Here is a 14,875-nt window from a genome sequence, read left to right as displayed (position 1 = left end):
GTACCGAATGGCTGATTTGCCTCAGTCACTACGGTTCACCGGCCGGTTATGGTGTTGCGAGCGGCTTCTGGACAAACGTCCGAAGGTGCGAGCGGTCGCAGGCTTGGACGCGGCAATCGGGTCGGGCAAAAGAGGGAAGACAACTACCCCCGTCGCGAAGCTTCTGTCTCAGATTCCGGCCTTTCATAAGCATAGCTTATAGAGGTCGCAGAGATCCGTATTGTATTTAAGCCACCTCGGATCCGGCTTCACTTAGCGGAATTTACAGTATCCGCGGCGAATGATACCTGATCGACCGCAACGCCGCTGCCGCGCGCCACGAAGGTGACGCGGTGTCGACCCGGCGCAAGCGTTCCCGCAGGAACGCGGAGCAGGTTATCGAGCACGCCCGTCGACCAAGCTGGCGTTTCAGCGTCGCGCGGTACGTCGATCTCCCGCGAGGAGCCACTATCGATCGTCACCGCGAGGTGAAGAGACCGGTCGCCCGTCTCGGGAAAGAACGGCAGCAGGCCCACCTGTAGCTCACGCGTAGAGCCAGCGGGTACGGTTACGTCGATGGAAAGCCTGGCGCCGGGCGCTCGAGCGATCAGCGCTCCTTCCCCCCGACCAAGACCTCTGACCAGACGCCATTGCCGATCGTGCCGCCCTGCCTCCGCCTCGACCGTGGTGACGGAAAGCTCCGGATCGGCGCGTGCCACCGCCTCGCGGAACACGGCAGGGTCTGCGACGAGGCCGGAGGCGGGGAGCGCGACGGGCGCGGTGCGGAACTGCGGCCATTGCGGATCGGCCGGTTCCTCGGCGATGATGTGGCGCCATTTACCGCCGGCCACGTCCTCGTTGAAGCGGAGGGTCAGCGCTTTGATCGTGCGGTCGGCCGCGATTGCGGCTGCCCCGGCGGAGCGGGCCATGGCCGGGTCCCGGTCGATCAGCATGGCGTAGCGTTGCGTCGCGAAGAAGCGTTCATTGGCTGCGGCGGCAGCGCGGACGGGGTATGCGACCAGCTCGAACCAGGCGTCGCGCAATGAAGCAGGGATGTGCGGTTCTTCGGCGGCGACCGCCGTAACCAGCGCGCCGAAGCGCCGCAGCCGGGCGTCGGCTTCGGCAGGGGTGAACCCGCCCCAGCCATGGCCGCCGCGCGCCGGGTCGAGATGTTCGGGCCGCCGTTCGTAGTTCAGGCGGAAATACGCATCGAACAGCGCGCCGATCGCGGGGCCTTCGCTCGCGCCGAAGGTCCGCGCCGCCCAGTCGTTCAGCCACGCCCGCTGGCTTGCCCCGCGCCAGCGATCGACGTTCCAGGCGAGGTCGAGAAAGCGGCTGATCCCGATCTCGCCCGGCTTGATGTCGCCGACGTTAGCGATCCAGACCGTGCGCATGCCCCGGTCCCAGGCGCGTGTCATCTCCTCCTGAACCAGCGCGGGCGGAGTGGTATAGAGCCATAGATAGGCAAGCGGCGCGCCCAGATAGGAGAGGTGGTAATATACTCCGCTCCCGCCCGGGCGCTCGCGCTCGGCATCGCTTGGGAACTGGCGGATGTAGCCGTAATTGTCGTCCGGCCAGACGATCGTTACGTCGCCGGGCACGGTCAGGCCGCCGCGATAGACGTCCAGCACTTCCTTGTAGGGCACGAACATCTGCGGGACGTGCGACAGGTCGGGATCGACGTGCCGTCGCAGCATGGTGCGCTGGTCGGTGATGACGCGGTCCAGCAGCCGGACCCGGTCGGCGGTGGTGGCGGCGCCCACCATGCCCGAATCATGGATGCCGCGCATCCCGAGCGTCCACAGGCTTTCGTACCGCGCGTTCGCGCGCACGCGATCTTCCCAATAGGCAGCGACGCCGGTGGGGTTGGTGGCGTAATTGAAGTTGGCTGCGGGCGCGGTCCATTCGCCGACATTGTCGCGCAGCATGGGCTCGGCATGCGACGATCCCATGACGATGCCATAGTCGTCGGCGAGCTTCGCGTCGGCCGGGTCGGTGTTGAAGGGCGTGCTGGTGTGATGCATCGCCGGCCACAGCGTGTTGGCCTTGAGCCGCAACAATAGCTCGAAAATGCGCTCGTACGTCTTGGGCCCAAAATTGCCCTGCTCCGGATCGAAGGTGCGGGACGCCCACGGGAACAGGCCCCAGTCCTCATCGTTGATGAAGATGCCGCGATAGCGTACCGAAGGCGGACCGAAGCGACGCGTGCCTTTGGGGACGGTCAGAAACGCATGGTGCTGAGGCGTGACGTCGGCCCACCACGACCAGGGCGAGACGCCCATCGCTTCGGACAGTTCGTACACGCCATAGGCTGTGCCGCGCCGGTCGCTACCCACGATCACAAGCGCCTCCGCAATCCCCGGCGCAGGGCGTTCGACGGTGGCGATCACGAAGCTTTCCCATGCCCCGCGCAGCCGGGCAACGTCGAGCTTGCGGGTCGCGACCAACCGGTCGATCAACGGGTTCTTGCCCAACGTGCCGACGATCACCGGCGCGCTGCCAGCGGCGTGCAGGTTAGTGACGGCGGTCGTCGGAACGCCCGAAACGGTGCTGAGGTCGCCAGCGAGATCCTGGGCCGCATGGCGCACCACTGGTGCATCGCCTGCATCATAGACGATGGTCGCGACGCCGCCCGACGCCACCAGCGGAAACCCCGCTGCCTTGCCGAACACAACAAGCTCGCCGGGCCTCGCCTCGACGCCGCTCGAGAACAACAGCAGCGACAAGAGCAGGATACCGCGTGGCAATACGCATTTCCGCATCACACGCCTTCCATGTGTGGAAGATCCATAGAGCTTCATGAGAAATCAGACGCCTCTTTTGCGATCGGTTCAGCGGTTCAGCGTGGTGCGCGCGACGTGAACGTCTTGCAAGCGTCGCAAAGCGCCACGGGGGCCGCGACCGGGGCTGGCTGTACCTGGCGGCTGTCCTCGACTTGGCAGCTCGCAAGATCGCCGGCTGGTCGATGCGCGACCACATGCGCACCGAGCTGCCCCCCCCCCCGCGCTGATGATGCCGCGCAGCAGCAACGGCCGGTCGCAGGAGTCGTCTGTCATTCAGACTGCGGGAGCCAGTACGCATCGGCGGCGTACGGCAAGCAATTCACTGCGATGAAAGCCAAACCCTCAAGGTCGCTCGTTCGCCAGCGGCGATGGGCGACTCGCGAAGATGTCAGGCGCGATCTGTTTGCCTATACTGATGGTACTACAACCGCCGGCGGATCCACTCCGCTCTCGAAAACAGGACCCGGAACAGGCCGGACGCAACTTGGCCTAAACCCATGTCCACGAAACCAGAAGACCATCAACATCGGCCACTTGAGAGTAGTGCACGGTCCCGTTTCCCATCTCCGATGCGCTATTCGGAAAAAAACATGGTTGGGGGACAGGTCCGGGAAAGCCAAGTTGGTCATCTTGGTGCCTACGCGCGCCGTCACCGGCCGTCTTGCAACACGTTCCGATTGGGAAGTGCGGTTCAACTCAGGGATGCTCGAACGAGGTGAGGATCGGACATGGCCCGGCAGAGCCGCTGCCGCACTTCTGCGTGAGCCGGCGCAGCGAAGCGCGGGCCTTTTCCAGTTCCGCGATCTTGGCATCCAGCGCCGTGATCCGCTCCTTGGCAAGCTCACGCACCCGCGTCCGGTCGTCGGTGGCATCGAGAGCCAATAGCTCGTCGATCTGCGCAAGCGTGAACCCGGCAGCCTGCGCCGAACGGATGAAGCGGAGGCGGCGCACGTCCTCATCACCGTAGCGCCGCACGCTCCCGCCGTTCGCGGCGTTTCTCGGCCGCTCGGGCTTCTCCAGCAGCCCGCGACGCTGATAAAAGCGCACCGTCTCGACACCGACGCCCGCGCTTTGGGCCAGTCCGGCGATGGTCAGTCCAGGCATTCCTTGACTCCGTACTATGGTACAGCCCCTATATGGGTGGCACCCGACCGATATCATCTCGAAAGCCGCTGCCATGACCATGATTGCCGAACCGCGTTCCGCCATCCTTTACCGGATGGTGATGGACAAGCATGTCTGCCCCTTCGGCCTGAAAACGAAGGATCTGCTGCAGCGTCAGGGCTATACGGTCGACGACCATTGGCTGACCACGCGCGAGGAAACGGGCGCTTTCAAGGCCGAACATGGGGTAAAGACGACGCCGCAGACCTTCATCGCGGGCGAGCGGATCGGCGGCTACGACGACGTGCGCCGCCACTTCGGCAAGACCGTCGCGGATCCCGAGGCAACCACTTACAAGCCCGTCGCGGCGCTGTTCGCGATGACCGCGCTGATGGCGCTCGCCGCGAGTCACGCCGCCTACCACACGCCGCTGACGCTGCGCGCGGGCGAGTGGTTCATCGGGTTCAGCATGGCGGTGCTGGCGCTGCTCAAGCTCCAGAACGTCGAGAGCTTCGCCACCATGTTCCTCAACTACGACCTTCTGGCGAAGCGGTGGGTGCCTTATTCCTACATCTATCCCTTCGCCGAGGGGCTGGCGGGCGTGCTGATGATCTCTGGAATGCTGACCTGGCTGTCGGCGCCGGTCGCGCTGTTCATTGGCACGGTGGGCGCGGTGTCGGTGTTCAAGGCGGTTTACCTCGACAGGCGCGAGCTGAAATGCGCGTGCGTCGGCGGCTCCAGCAACGTGCCGCTCGGCTTCCTGTCGCTCACCGAGAACCTGATGATGATCGCCATGGCGGTGTGGATGGGGTTGGCGGCGCCCGGCCTTGCGGGCGGCGCTCACGTCATGTCGCTGCCGTCGTCGGGCGTGGCGACGGCATCGCCCCCAGCCTATGGTGCCGCGCACGATGCCATGATGACGAGCATGGACCAGCCCCTGACCGGCGACGCGGATCAGGACTTCGTGCGCGGTATGATCCCGCACCATGAGGGAGCGACTGCAATGGCGCGCGTGGCGCTCCGCTACGGCCGCGATCCTGAGGTTCGTCAGCTCGCGAGCGACGTGGTCATCGCGCAGAACCGGGAGATCGCGCAGATGAAGGGGTGGCTCGCACGCCATCCCCGGCCGGCCGCCAAGTGAACCCATAGCGCGTCTTCGCTCCGGCGGACGCTCACCACCAAGGAAACACAGACGGCAAGGCCTTCTGGTGCTATGGATTGAGCTGCCCCGCGGCGTTCCTGATGCCATCTTTTTGGGAAATGCGATTGGCCGTAGCGTGAGGTGATGCCATATACGATCGAACCTATGGGCCATGTGCGTGGGGGCAGGCCCGAGCCGATCGATGACGATCGGGGCGGAGCCGTTATCGAGTTGGACGCGACGCTTTTCGATCGCAAAGTCGCTCGCCGGCTTGGATGCTTTCAGCCATGCCGAGATCGTTTTCCTGTTCGATCGGCTTCCCCCTGAAAAGATCGAGACGGGCGCGCGCCACCCACGAGGTCGAGAGGATTGGCCGCTCACCGCGATCTTCGCGCAGCGCGGCAAGAACCGGCCCAACCGCCTTGGTGTGACTGTATGCAAGGTGGTGGCCGTGGAAGGTTCATGTCTCCACGTCGAGGGACTGGACGCGATCGACGGCGCGCCTGTGGTCGCCCTCATCCTCGGGAAGGGCGGAAGGTGGCAGACCGTTGGTTTGCTGCCTTTCCGATACCATGCGCGTTCAGCAGAAGGTGGTTGGCCTGAAGGGTAGTGTAGCAATTCGAGCCAGCGAGTGGATCGTATGAAGTCCGAAAAGGCGAAAATGTTGTCCGGTGAGCTTTACCTCGCTGATGATCCGGAACTCACGGCCGCCTACGGCCGTGCCCAGATGCTTCTAGCGAAATTCAATGCGAAGCGGGGGGATGAGGCCGACGACCTGACCCCGGCCATGACACGTCAAGTTGACACCGGTTTCCAGCATCCTGCATAATCCCGCACAACAACAGGAGAGGGGCTGGCGATGACGCTGGACGACGATCTCGATCGCATTGCACGGTCGTTTACCGACGACCGACGTGCGGGCCCGCTCCCGGAGTTCCCGGCGACATCCCCGCGACATTGGGCGATGCTTATGCGGTGCAGGGCCGGGTGATCGCGCTGACGCCGGGCGCGCACATCGCCGGGTGGAAGGTCGGCAAGATCCGCTCGCTCTTCGACGGAATCGAACGGCTCGCCGACCCAATCTTCGCAGGGGGCTTCGGCGCGGCCGAGGCCGAGTTCCTGCTGCGCATCGGCACCGCTGCGGACCCTAAGAAGACCACCCACACCACCGAGAAGCGACGGCGCAGGTGCGGCGGACGATTCCGCGCGCGGCTGGTCCGTTGTCGGTCCGGATCGCGCTGCCGGGCAATGCCGCCGAAGTGACGATGCTCGACAACGCGGTTCCGCTTGCACTCTGAGACGGGGTGAAGGCTCAGGCGAAGGGGAAGAGATATGGCGAAGGTCAACACGAGCGCGCGATCCGGCACAATTGTCGAATCTCGCGCTTGAAAAAGCGGCGAGGCAGGGCAGCTGGGGCCGATCGAACAGAGCGTCGCGCTTCGCTGTTGCGATCCGCTTTTGTGGCGGGGCTGCTGTGCCTGACGGGTACGACGCCCGTCGCCGGCTCGGTGATCGGGCGAACCGAAACGCCCAAGGCGCTGTCGAGCGAGCGCCTCGCAAACCTTCCGGAGGCGTCCCGCCGCCGCTGGGAAGCTTATCTCGCGCGTTCCGCTGCGAGCATGGCGCAGGACAGGGCAGTGCTCGCGGCCGAGCGGCGCGGCGTCCGCACGCCGCCAGCGCCTCCACCCGAAGCGAAGGGGCATGACGTCATCATGCCGCTTGATCTGGACACAGGCTGGTACGGAACGGCGCCCGCGCCGGCGATCGCCGACAACATCGTCAGCTTCCAGACACCGACGGGCGGGTGGGGCAAGAACCAGGATCGACGCGCGCCGCCGCTGCAAGCCGGGCAATCCTTCATCGCACATGACGAACGTGCCGGTATATACGAGGCGCAGGACGGCGCGGGCGGCTGGAGCTTCGTCGGCACGATCGACAACGACGCGACCACGACCGAGCTGAGCTTCCTCGCGAAGGTTCAGGCGCAATGCCCAGGCGCGAAGGGTGCGCCGTACCGCGCGGCGTTCTTGAAGGTGTCCGGTATCTGCTTCAGGCGGAGTTTCCGGGTGGCGGATGGCCGCAAGTTTATCCGCTACAGGGAAGCTACCACGACGCACTGACGCTCAATGATGACGCGATGCTCCAGGTGACTGAGCTGCTACAGCGCGTCGCCCGAGGCGAGGGCGATAATGCCTTCGTACCCGCCACCGTGCGCCACGCGGCGGCAGGCGCTTTCGAGCGGGCGTTCCGCACGTTGCTGGCAACGCAGGTCTGGTCGGCAAGCAGCGTACGATCTGGGCGCAACAATATGACCCGCTGACTCTCGCCCCCGTCGGCGCACGCAACTTCGAGCCAATCGCGCTGGCACCGGCGAAAGTGCGGCGGTGTTGCGATTTTTGATGAAGCAGGCGCAACCATCGCCTGCCATGCGCGACGCGATCGTCGCAGGGGCGTCGTGGTTCGCCAGCCATGCGTTGCACGATGTGGTCTGGATGCCTGCAAGCACATCGGGAGGTCGCCGCCTGATGAAGCAACCGGGGGCGAGCCCGTTGTGGGCGCGCTTCTACGATCCCACGACCGGACAACCGATCTACGGCGATCGCGATCGCTCCGTTCACGATGATGTAAACGAAATCAGCCTGGAGCGGCGCAATGGGTATGCTTGGCTCGGAAATTCCGGCACAGCCGTGGCCGGAGCGTATGCGCGGTGGGGCGGCTCCACAGGCCGGTAGCGAAGCTCGGCAAAAGCTCGCCCAACACCCTATCGAAAACGCAATCGAACTTTGGGGCGGATAGGCGCGGTTCATCGAATTGGTCGGTGGTGGCGGTCCGCCCATGCCTTGCCGTCGTCGCCGCCCCAGAGCAGCCAGGCGATATAGCCGGCGGAGGGATCCTCGTCTGAGCCCCATGCGTGCGACTTTCCCTGCTTATCGATCTCGTGCCGAGCGAAGTAGCTGTGCATCGAGGTGATGTCCTCCGCCGAAAGCGCCTTCTGATCCACGAGCTGGTGGGCCCGGTGCACGCCGACGTCGGTACCACCGCGTCCGAATGCTTCGCGCAGCTTCAGTCCTTTCGCTGCGTTAGCGGCCATTTTCGCGGTCGGCTTGAACGTGTCTGTCATTACGCGCTCCTTTTGATCGCGGGGACAACGCATCGGCCCGGTGACTTATCCGCGCGGGTCTCCGGTCACGCCGAGACGTGTCCTTTTTGTGCCGGTCGCATCCTGATCACCTGCCACATCACCCAGCGTCGGGGATCGCGCGCCAGCCCAAGCACCCGCGAACCGCAAACCGGACGGTTCACGCAGCGTCCGACGCCGCTGAACCCCGTTTACGCTCTGACGACCGCCACGTAGGTGACGACATGGTCTTCGCCCAACACAGCGAAGCACGTATCCCCTAGCACTACTTCGGCAGGTTGCGTGTTGAAGACGGATCGAGCGGCTCGTGGCAATGCGGGCAGCGTGTATCCACGCAGCTACGAAATGGTGAAGCTGGTCGTAGCCGTCGTTCCCGCCCCGCGCGACCATCGGCTGCACGCTCTTGCGGTCGCCAGGACCAATCAGACCGGCGATGTACTGCGCGCACATCTTGCGCCGCGCTGGATGTGACAACCCCGCCAAAACGGCTCAAGCCATCGCTCCAGATCGGTCCGCCAGCTCTCGTCCACCGTCATCGGCGTACGTCCGTCAGCCTACACCGACAAACAGGAACCAACGAAGATTCCGACTGGCGCCTTCAACCTGCCAAAGCAGTGCTAGCCCTGGTTCTTGCCGAGCGCGGTCTTCAGCAGCGACATCTGCTTGCGGTACAGATTTGTGAGCGTCGCGAAATCCTGCTGGATGTTGCCGAGCTTGAGCAGTTGATCCTCCAGCGTCACGTTGTTGCCGTCTGGCTTGGTCTCGGTCACGTCATGGTCGAGCACGATGTTGCCGGCCTTCACGTTTCGCGCGCCCATGGCGATCATGCTGCTGCTCAGCTCGACGGTGGGCGCGGCCACGCCGGCCGCGCCGCTCTGCACCATGCCCGCGAAACTCGCGGGCGCGGTGTCGCGCGCCTTGAAGCCGGGGGTGTCGCCGTTGGCAATGTTGCGCGCGATCACGTCCTTGCGCGTATCGAGATAGCGCATCGCATCGCCGATGCCGGCGAGGAGCGAGGGGAGTTGCTGGCTCATGTCCGAGTCCTGAAGGCGAGGGGGTGGGGGCTGGTCACGATCAGCCGGTGAGACGCGCGAGCGCGTCGGTGTAGCTGGCGAGCTTCGCCTTGTCGTAGGCGGAGACGCTCGATGTACTCGCGTTGGTTCCGTTGACGGTCGCCGCCTTGTTGGCATCCCAGTAGAGCGAACGATAGGCGGTCTGCGTCATCGACAGCGCGGCGGTGAGCTGCCCAAGCGCGGCCTTGGCGTCGTCGGTGGTGTCGAGGCGCAGCGCGGAGGACAGGCCCAGCCCGTAGCTGCCGCCGGGGCGCACCTTCGGCGCGTTCGCCGCGACCGGATCGGGCACGGTCAGCTTCTTGGCCGGGAGGCCGAGCTTGGCGAGTGCGTCCTTGCCGCTCGCACCCGCGATTAGCTCGACCGAAGCCCCCGCCTTGGCTTCGATCCGCAGCACGTTGCCGGTGCCGGATTTGGGCGTGGTGACGCTGACCTTGCCCCCGGTCGCGAGGTGGATGCGCGAGGCGAGGGTGGTGAGCGTATCGTTGGCGGCGATGGTGATCTTCTTCGTCGTGCCGCCTTCGACCTGGATCGAGAACTCGTCGCCAGCGCGCAGCGAGGTGCTAGCGGTGAGCAGGGTTGAATCCTGCGCGCCCTGTACGCCGAGCTTGAGCCCGAGCGCGCCGAGCGCACTCGCCCCGCCGTGGACCGTGCTGACCTGCACCGAATCGGTCCGGGTCGCCACCTGACCGAACTGGCGCGCGGTGCCGACCGCACCGGTCGCGGTGTCGATGCCGACGATGAACCCATCGGTCGATCCGGTCTTGACCGCGCCGAGCGTGCCGGTGGTGCGCCCGCCGGCGTAGAGCGTCGCGCCGTCGAAGGCGATGCTGTCGATCTGGTCGTCGGCACCGGTGCCGACATAGGATGTGGTCGCGCCGTTCAGCCCGCCGTCGATCCGTGTGACGAAGCCGTCGCGACCCCCTGAGATGGCGTTCGCCTGCGCGCCCGCGACGGCGGTCTTGGTCGCGCCGGCAACCGCGACCGTGCCGTCGGCGCCGACCGCAATCGCGCGCGCATCGACCTGCCCGAGGCTGATCTGGCCGAGATCGGTGGCGAGTGCATCGCCCTGAAGTTTTCGGACCTGCGTGTCTGCTCCGGCGTGCATCAGCGCGAGCAGGTTGCCGTCGCCGTCAATGGCCAGACCCTGCACGCCGTCGCTGCCGCCGCTGTCGATAAGGCGGCGCTCCTGCACCTTGCCGTTCGCGCCCAGCCGCGCGACGAATGCATCGCCGCCGCCGCTTGCCGCGCCATTCGCGGCCTTCCCGCCGACGTAGATCGACCCGTCGGGCGCGGTGGTGATCGCGGTCGCGGTGTCGGCGCCGTTCGCGCGCACCAGCGTGGACCATTGCTCCTCGCCGTTCGGATTGTAGCGCGACACCAGCATGTCGCCGTCGCTGTTCTGGCTGTCGAAGCTGCCGGTGACGGTGCCCGCCACCACCACGTCGCCATTGGCGGCGACGCTGACCGCCGCGCCCGATGCGCTGCCCGCCGCGCCCAGCATGCGCTGCCACACCACCTTGCCCTCGCTGTCGCGCTTGGTGAGCAGCAGGTCGCTGCTGCCGGCGAGGTTCAGCGCGCCGACATCGCCGGCGGCGGTGCCGATCACATAGGTGCTGCCATCGGGCGCGGTCGCGCTGGCGTTGGCGGTGAGCGAGGCATTGACCACAGGCGTGGTGAGCGTAACGCCCTTGGCGGGAGTGGCGACCTTGGGCGGGAGCAGTTGTGCGCGCGCGGTGGCATCGGCGTCGAGCGCGGTCACGCTCGCGTAGCTGTGCTGCGCGCCGGCGTTGGCGGGATCGTCGAAGCGCAGCATCCGCACCGACGAGGGCGCATCGAGCGCGCTGCTGCCGACCGAGACCATCACCGCATCGGCGGCATTGTCCTGGGTGATCGACACCTGTTCGAGACGCGGCGCGGTGATCCCCATCGTCCAGCCGTCGCTGGTCTTCACGGGGGCGAATTTGACCGAATAGAGCGGCTTGGGATTACCGGCATCGTCGGTGGCGACGGTGCCGTCGGCATTCTTGGCGGGGATCGCCTGGATTGCGGCGTTGATCGCGGCGGCGACCGAATCGAGTGTCGGCGGCTGCTGCGTGTTCGCCAGGTCGACATGCAGGGCGGTGTTGCCCGAGGTCGACTTGATCGCGATCGTGAACTGCTCCTGCCCGCTCATCCCGGAGAGCGCGGCGTCGCGCGCGGTGGCGACGGTGGTGCCGGTGACGGTGCCGGTGTTGGCGGCGAGCGGGGCCATCACTTCGCTGTCGGCGCGCCGGGTCGGCTGCGCGAACGCGAGGTCGAGCTTGGAGGAGGGCGCGGTGCCGAGATAGGTCTGGAGATCGGCCAGCCCTTGCGCGAAGCTCTTGTCGAGGCTGGCGCGCTGCGCCGCCGTTGCCGTCGTCGAGCTGGCCGCCTGCGCGAGGATGCGGAGCGAATCGAGCGCCTTGTACGCGGTGAAGCTGGTCTTCACGTCGTCGGGCAGCGTGCTGCTCTTGGCGGTGGTCGCGTCGATGATCGTCTTCATCGCCTTGACCGCGGCGACCTGTGCGGTGTCCGACAGTTTGGAGGTGGCGGCGGTCCACGGCGGGGTGGTGGCGGCGAGCGTGAACTGCGCCTTGGCCTTGCGCACCGCCAGCGTGTCGGCGGCGGCCGCATCGGTGCTGCTGCTGGTGACCGAGCTGAACAGGCTGGCATCGCCCGTCAGCAGGGAGAGCCCGATCAGGTTGCTCGAGGAATTGATCGACACTTTCTTTACCGCCTTTCACCGACCGCGCATCGGTAATCCTATAATAGCGTATAGAAACCGTTGCCGGATGGCGCGGCCGAAGCTTTTTTTGGACACCTGCAAAGGGGACGCAGATGCCGATGACGGCGCCCATGATCGAACCGCCGGAGCTGAAACGCTATTCCGGCCCGCAGCGCGCGGCGGCCTTGCTGCTCGCGCTCGGCAAGGAGAATGGCGCGGGGCTGTGGGAACAGCTCAGCAACGACGAGATCAAGGAACTGTCGGCGGCGATGGTGCAGCTCGGCAGCGTGGCCGCACCTGTCGTGGAGCATCTGCTGCTGCAATTCTCCAGCGAGGTTTCGACCATCTCCTCGCTGCACGGGTCGTTCGAGACCACCGAGCGGTTGCTCGGCAACGTGCTGGGCGACCGCGCGAAGGACATCATGGAGGATATTCGCGGCCCCTCCGGCCGGACGATGTGGGACAAGCTCTCCAACGTCAGCGAGACCGTGCTCGCCTCCTACCTGCGCAACGAATATCCGCAGACCGTCGCGGTCATCATGAGCAAGTTGAAGACCGAGCACGCCGCGCGCGTGATGGCGGCGTTGCCGCGCGACTTCGCGATCGACGTGATCCAGCGCATGCTCCGCATGGAGCCGGTGCAGCAGGAGATCGTCGGCGAGATCGAGCGCACGCTGCACAGCGAATTCATGTCCAACCTGTCGCGCTCGCAACGGCGTGATCCGCATGAGAGCATGGCCGAACTGTTCAACGCGCTCGACCGTTCGACCGAGGAGGCGATGCTCCACGCGCTCGACGCCAAGTCGCCCGATTCGGCGGAGCGCATCCGCTCGCTGATGTTCACGTTCGAGGATCTGTCGAACCTGCTGCCGGCCGCGATCGCCACCGTCGTCAAGAACGCCGACAAGCGCATGATGGCGCTCGCGCTCAAGGGCGCGCCCGATGCGATGAAGCAACTGTTCCTCAGTTCGATGACCGAACGCGCCGCCAAGATGATGCGCGAGGACATGGCCGGCATGGGGCCGGTGCGCGCGCGCGAATGCGAGGAGGCGCAAGGCCAGCTCGTCCGGCTTGCCAAGCAGCTCGCCGATCGCGGCGAGATCGTGCTGGTCGATCCCAAGGATGACGAGGCGATGGTCTATTGATGGCCGACATGAGCTTCCAGGCCCGCCCCTTCGCGTTCGATCGCGTCTTCTCCACCGTCGAGCCGGATCTGTCGGGCTCGCCGAGCGAGGTCGCGCTGCGCCTTGCCGCCGCCGAGGCGCAGATTGCGGCGCTCCGCGTCGATCATGCCGCCGCGCTGGCGGCGGCGCGTGCCGAAGCGTTCGAGGCTGGACTGAACGAGGCGCGGCTCGAGCGCGACGCTGCCCTGCTGTCGGCGGCGGATGCGGTTCAGGCCGGCATCGAGGAGATCGGCGAGCGCCACGGCGCGGTGCTCGACGCGCTTGCGCAGGACGCGGCGCAGGTCGCGCTCGCGGCGGCCGAGCTGCTCGCCGGCCACGCGGTCGCGCTCGCGCCGGTGCAGGCGATCGACGAAGCGATCGCGCGCGTCCTCGCGCAGATCGCGCGCGGGCAGGAAGTCGCGATCCGGGTCCACCCCACCCTGGTCGAGGATGTCGAAGCCCGCATCGCGGACCGCCAGAGCCGCGACCGCCGCCGGCTCGCGCTGGTGGTGATCGAGGATGCGACGCTCGCGCCGGGCGATGCGCGCATCGCGTGGGACAGCGGCGGCGTGACGCTCGATGCCGCCGAACGGCGCGCGGCGGTGCTGGCCGAACTGGGGCCGCTCTTGGGCGCGTGAAGGCGGGCGCGCCGGGGGTCAGGCCGCCAGCGCGCGCTCCGTCCCGCGTTTCATCATGTCGGCGGCGCGCTCGGTCGCCTGCCGCGTGTCGCCGGCGAGTTTCTTCACCTCGCCCGCCACCACCGCGAAGCCGCGCCCCGCTTCGCCCGCACGCGCCGCCTCGATCGTGGCGTTGAGCGCGAGCAGATTGGTCTGCGCGGCGATCCCGCCGATCGCCTGCACGATCGCGGACAGCTCCGCCATCGTCGTCTCGAGCTGTTCCTTGCCCTGCTGAAGCTGCCGCTGGAAGCGCTGCGCCTCCTCGAAACGGAGCTGCACCTCCTGTTCGAGCTTGACCTGCCGCGTCACGTCGGTGGCGATCTTGACGATCCGGCGCGGACGGCCTTCGGCGTCGAGCACCGGGTTGTACGTCGCCTGGATCCACACCTCGCGCCCGTCGCGGCCGCGACGGTGATAGCGGCCAGAATGGAACTCGCCGCGCCCGAGCCGCCGCCAGAACTCGGCATAAGCGGGGGCGCGGGCGTCCTCGCTCGTGCACAACATGCGGTGATGCCGGCCGACCAGGTCGCCCAGCGCATAGCCGAAGGCGGCGAGGAAGTTTGCGTTGGCGTCGAGGATCGTCCCGTCGAGATCGAACGCGATCACCGCCTGCGACCGGTCGATCGCGGTGAGGCGGCTTTCGCTCTCGGCATTGCGCTGCCTGGCTTCGGTGATGTCGGTCGCGAGCTTCACGATCCTGAGCGGACGGCCATCGGGGTCGAGCACCGGGTTGTAGCTCGCCTGCAACCACACGTCGTGGCCGTGCTTGTCGGTACGGCGATACACGCCGGCATCGAACGCGCCGCTGCCGAGCTTTGTCCAGAACGTCCGGTACTCGGCGCTCGCCGCGAGATCGGCATCGCAGAACATGCGGTGATGCCGGCCGACGACCTCGCCCAGCGTATAGCCGAAGATGGCGAGGAAACTGGCGTTGGCGGTGAGGACGGTGCCGTCGAGCGCGAACTCGATGACCGCCTGCGAGCGGCAAATCGCGGCCCACGCCGCCTGCGTCCGCGCTTCGATCGTCTGCTCGCCCATTGCACACTTAACCCCAACCACTGTGCGGCGGGTAG

Annotated in this window: 12 protein-coding genes and 4 pseudogenes; 9 read left to right on the top strand and 7 right to left on the bottom strand. The window is 66.5% G+C overall.

What is annotated here, in order from left to right; translation table 11 throughout:
- Positions 1 to 248 precede the first annotated feature (248 nt).
- Positions 249 to 2,726 (bottom strand): glycosyl hydrolase 115 family protein, encoded by a 2,478-nt coding sequence (locus tag AC3ANX_RS18330; RefSeq protein WP_488334657.1) that lies wholly within the window; start codon positions 2,724 to 2,726, stop codon positions 249 to 251.
- A gap of 158 nt (positions 2,727 to 2,884) precedes the next feature.
- Between AC3ANX_RS18330 and AC3ANX_RS18325 the strand changes: the two are divergent.
- Positions 2,885 to 3,247 (top strand): annotated as a pseudogene (locus AC3ANX_RS18325) (DDE-type integrase/transposase/recombinase); the annotation flags it as partial.
- A 211-nt stretch (positions 3,248 to 3,458) separates the two neighbouring features.
- On the opposite strand, the gene AC3ANX_RS18320 reads toward AC3ANX_RS18325, so the two are convergent.
- The gene (locus AC3ANX_RS18320; RefSeq protein ID WP_488334656.1) at positions 3,459 to 3,866 is read right to left on the bottom strand and encodes a MerR family transcriptional regulator; all 408 of its coding nucleotides are present in this window, start codon (positions 3,864 to 3,866) and stop codon (positions 3,459 to 3,461) included.
- 79 nt (positions 3,867 to 3,945) lie between these two features.
- On the opposite strand from AC3ANX_RS18320, the pseudogene AC3ANX_RS18315 reads away from it, so the two are divergent.
- From AC3ANX_RS18315 to pelA, 6 genes and pseudogenes are all read left to right on the top strand, one after another.
- Positions 3,946 to 4,683: pseudogene (locus tag AC3ANX_RS18315) on the top strand (MauE/DoxX family redox-associated membrane protein); the annotation flags it as partial.
- The gene (gene copM, locus AC3ANX_RS18310) at positions 4,660 to 5,007 is read left to right on the top strand and encodes a CopM family metallochaperone (RefSeq protein ID WP_488336994.1); all 348 of its coding nucleotides are present in this window, start codon (positions 4,660 to 4,662) and stop codon (positions 5,005 to 5,007) included. The pseudogene AC3ANX_RS18315 and the gene copM, both read left to right, overlap by 24 nt.
- Before the next feature lie 202 nt (positions 5,008 to 5,209).
- Positions 5,210 to 5,617 (top strand): TrmO family methyltransferase domain-containing protein, encoded by a 408-nt coding sequence (locus tag AC3ANX_RS18305; protein ID WP_488334655.1) that lies wholly within the window; start codon positions 5,210 to 5,212, stop codon positions 5,615 to 5,617.
- Between the two features lie 30 nt (positions 5,618 to 5,647).
- Complete coding sequence (locus AC3ANX_RS18300; RefSeq protein ID WP_488334654.1) at positions 5,648 to 5,836, top strand: maltose acetyltransferase domain-containing protein; 189 nt, start codon at positions 5,648 to 5,650, stop codon at positions 5,834 to 5,836.
- Between the two features lie 158 nt (positions 5,837 to 5,994).
- Positions 5,995 to 6,270, top strand: coding sequence for a hypothetical protein (locus tag AC3ANX_RS18295; protein ID WP_488334653.1), 276 nt, complete (start codon positions 5,995 to 5,997; stop codon positions 6,268 to 6,270).
- 356 nt (positions 6,271 to 6,626) lie between these two features.
- Positions 6,627 to 7,739 (top strand): annotated as a pseudogene (gene pelA, locus AC3ANX_RS18290) (pectate lyase).
- 71 nt (positions 7,740 to 7,810) lie between these two features.
- On the opposite strand, the gene AC3ANX_RS18285 reads toward pelA, so the two are convergent.
- The 4 genes and pseudogenes from AC3ANX_RS18285 to AC3ANX_RS18270 all read right to left on the bottom strand — a co-directional run bounded on the left by AC3ANX_RS18285 (position 7,811) and on the right by AC3ANX_RS18270 (position 11,962).
- Positions 7,811 to 8,128 carry a hypothetical protein gene (locus AC3ANX_RS18285; protein ID WP_488334652.1) on the bottom strand — a complete coding sequence of 106 codons (318 nt, stop codon included), beginning with the start codon at positions 8,126 to 8,128 and terminating at the stop codon, positions 7,811 to 7,813.
- Between the two features lie 354 nt (positions 8,129 to 8,482).
- A pseudogene (locus AC3ANX_RS18280) lies at positions 8,483 to 8,682 on the bottom strand (transposase); the annotation flags it as partial.
- 81 nt (positions 8,683 to 8,763) lie between these two features.
- On the bottom strand, positions 8,764 to 9,180 hold the full coding sequence (locus AC3ANX_RS18275) for a flagellar basal body protein (protein WP_488334651.1): 417 nt from the start codon (positions 9,178 to 9,180) through the stop codon (positions 8,764 to 8,766).
- Between the two features lie 40 nt (positions 9,181 to 9,220).
- Positions 9,221 to 11,962, bottom strand: coding sequence for a hypothetical protein (locus AC3ANX_RS18270; protein WP_488334650.1), 2,742 nt, complete (start codon positions 11,960 to 11,962; stop codon positions 9,221 to 9,223).
- A gap of 131 nt (positions 11,963 to 12,093) precedes the next feature.
- On the opposite strand from AC3ANX_RS18270, the gene AC3ANX_RS18265 reads away from it, so the two are divergent.
- A complete protein-coding gene (locus AC3ANX_RS18265; RefSeq protein ID WP_488334649.1) occupies positions 12,094 to 13,107 on the top strand; it encodes a flagellar motor switch protein FliG in 1,014 nt (337 codons plus the stop codon).
- A gap of 8 nt (positions 13,108 to 13,115) precedes the next feature.
- Positions 13,116 to 13,763, top strand: coding sequence for a FliH/SctL family protein (locus AC3ANX_RS18260; protein ID WP_488334648.1), 648 nt, complete (start codon positions 13,116 to 13,118; stop codon positions 13,761 to 13,763).
- Between the two features lie 18 nt (positions 13,764 to 13,781).
- Here AC3ANX_RS18260 and AC3ANX_RS18255 read toward each other — a convergent pair whose 3' ends face one another.
- A complete protein-coding gene (locus AC3ANX_RS18255) occupies positions 13,782 to 14,840 on the bottom strand; it encodes a methyl-accepting chemotaxis protein (RefSeq protein ID WP_488334647.1) in 1,059 nt (352 codons plus the stop codon).
- Positions 14,841 to 14,875 lie beyond the last annotated feature (35 nt).

It is taken from the genome of Sphingomonas sp. BRN-1R (genome assembly GCF_057748035.1).
This window is presented reverse-complemented; position numbering and strand designations above follow the sequence as displayed.

Excerpts from the sequence above, each read along its gene's own strand:
- AC3ANX_RS18260 (WP_488334648.1), top strand. The coding sequence starts at position 13,116 with ATGAGCTTCCAGGCCCGCCCCTTCGCGTTCGATCGCGTCTTCTCCACC.
- AC3ANX_RS18300 (WP_488334654.1), top strand. The coding sequence starts at position 5,648 with ATGAAGTCCGAAAAGGCGAAAATGTTGTCCGGTGAGCTTTACCTCGCT.
- copM (WP_488336994.1), top strand. The coding sequence starts at position 4,660 with ATGGCGGTGTGGATGGGGTTGGCGGCGCCCGGCCTTGCGGGCGGCGCT.
- AC3ANX_RS18275 (WP_488334651.1), bottom strand. The coding sequence starts at position 9,180 with ATGAGCCAGCAACTCCCCTCGCTCCTCGCCGGCATCGGCGATGCGATG.
- AC3ANX_RS18285 (WP_488334652.1), bottom strand. The coding sequence starts at position 8,128 with ATGACAGACACGTTCAAGCCGACCGCGAAAATGGCCGCTAACGCAGCG.
- AC3ANX_RS18265 (WP_488334649.1), top strand. The coding sequence starts at position 12,094 with ATGATCGAACCGCCGGAGCTGAAACGCTATTCCGGCCCGCAGCGCGCG.
- AC3ANX_RS18320 (WP_488334656.1), bottom strand. The coding sequence starts at position 3,866 with ATGCCTGGACTGACCATCGCCGGACTGGCCCAAAGCGCGGGCGTCGGT.
- AC3ANX_RS18305 (WP_488334655.1), top strand. The coding sequence starts at position 5,210 with ATGACGATCGGGGCGGAGCCGTTATCGAGTTGGACGCGACGCTTTTCG.
- AC3ANX_RS18255 (WP_488334647.1), bottom strand. The coding sequence starts at position 14,840 with ATGGGCGAGCAGACGATCGAAGCGCGGACGCAGGCGGCGTGGGCCGCG.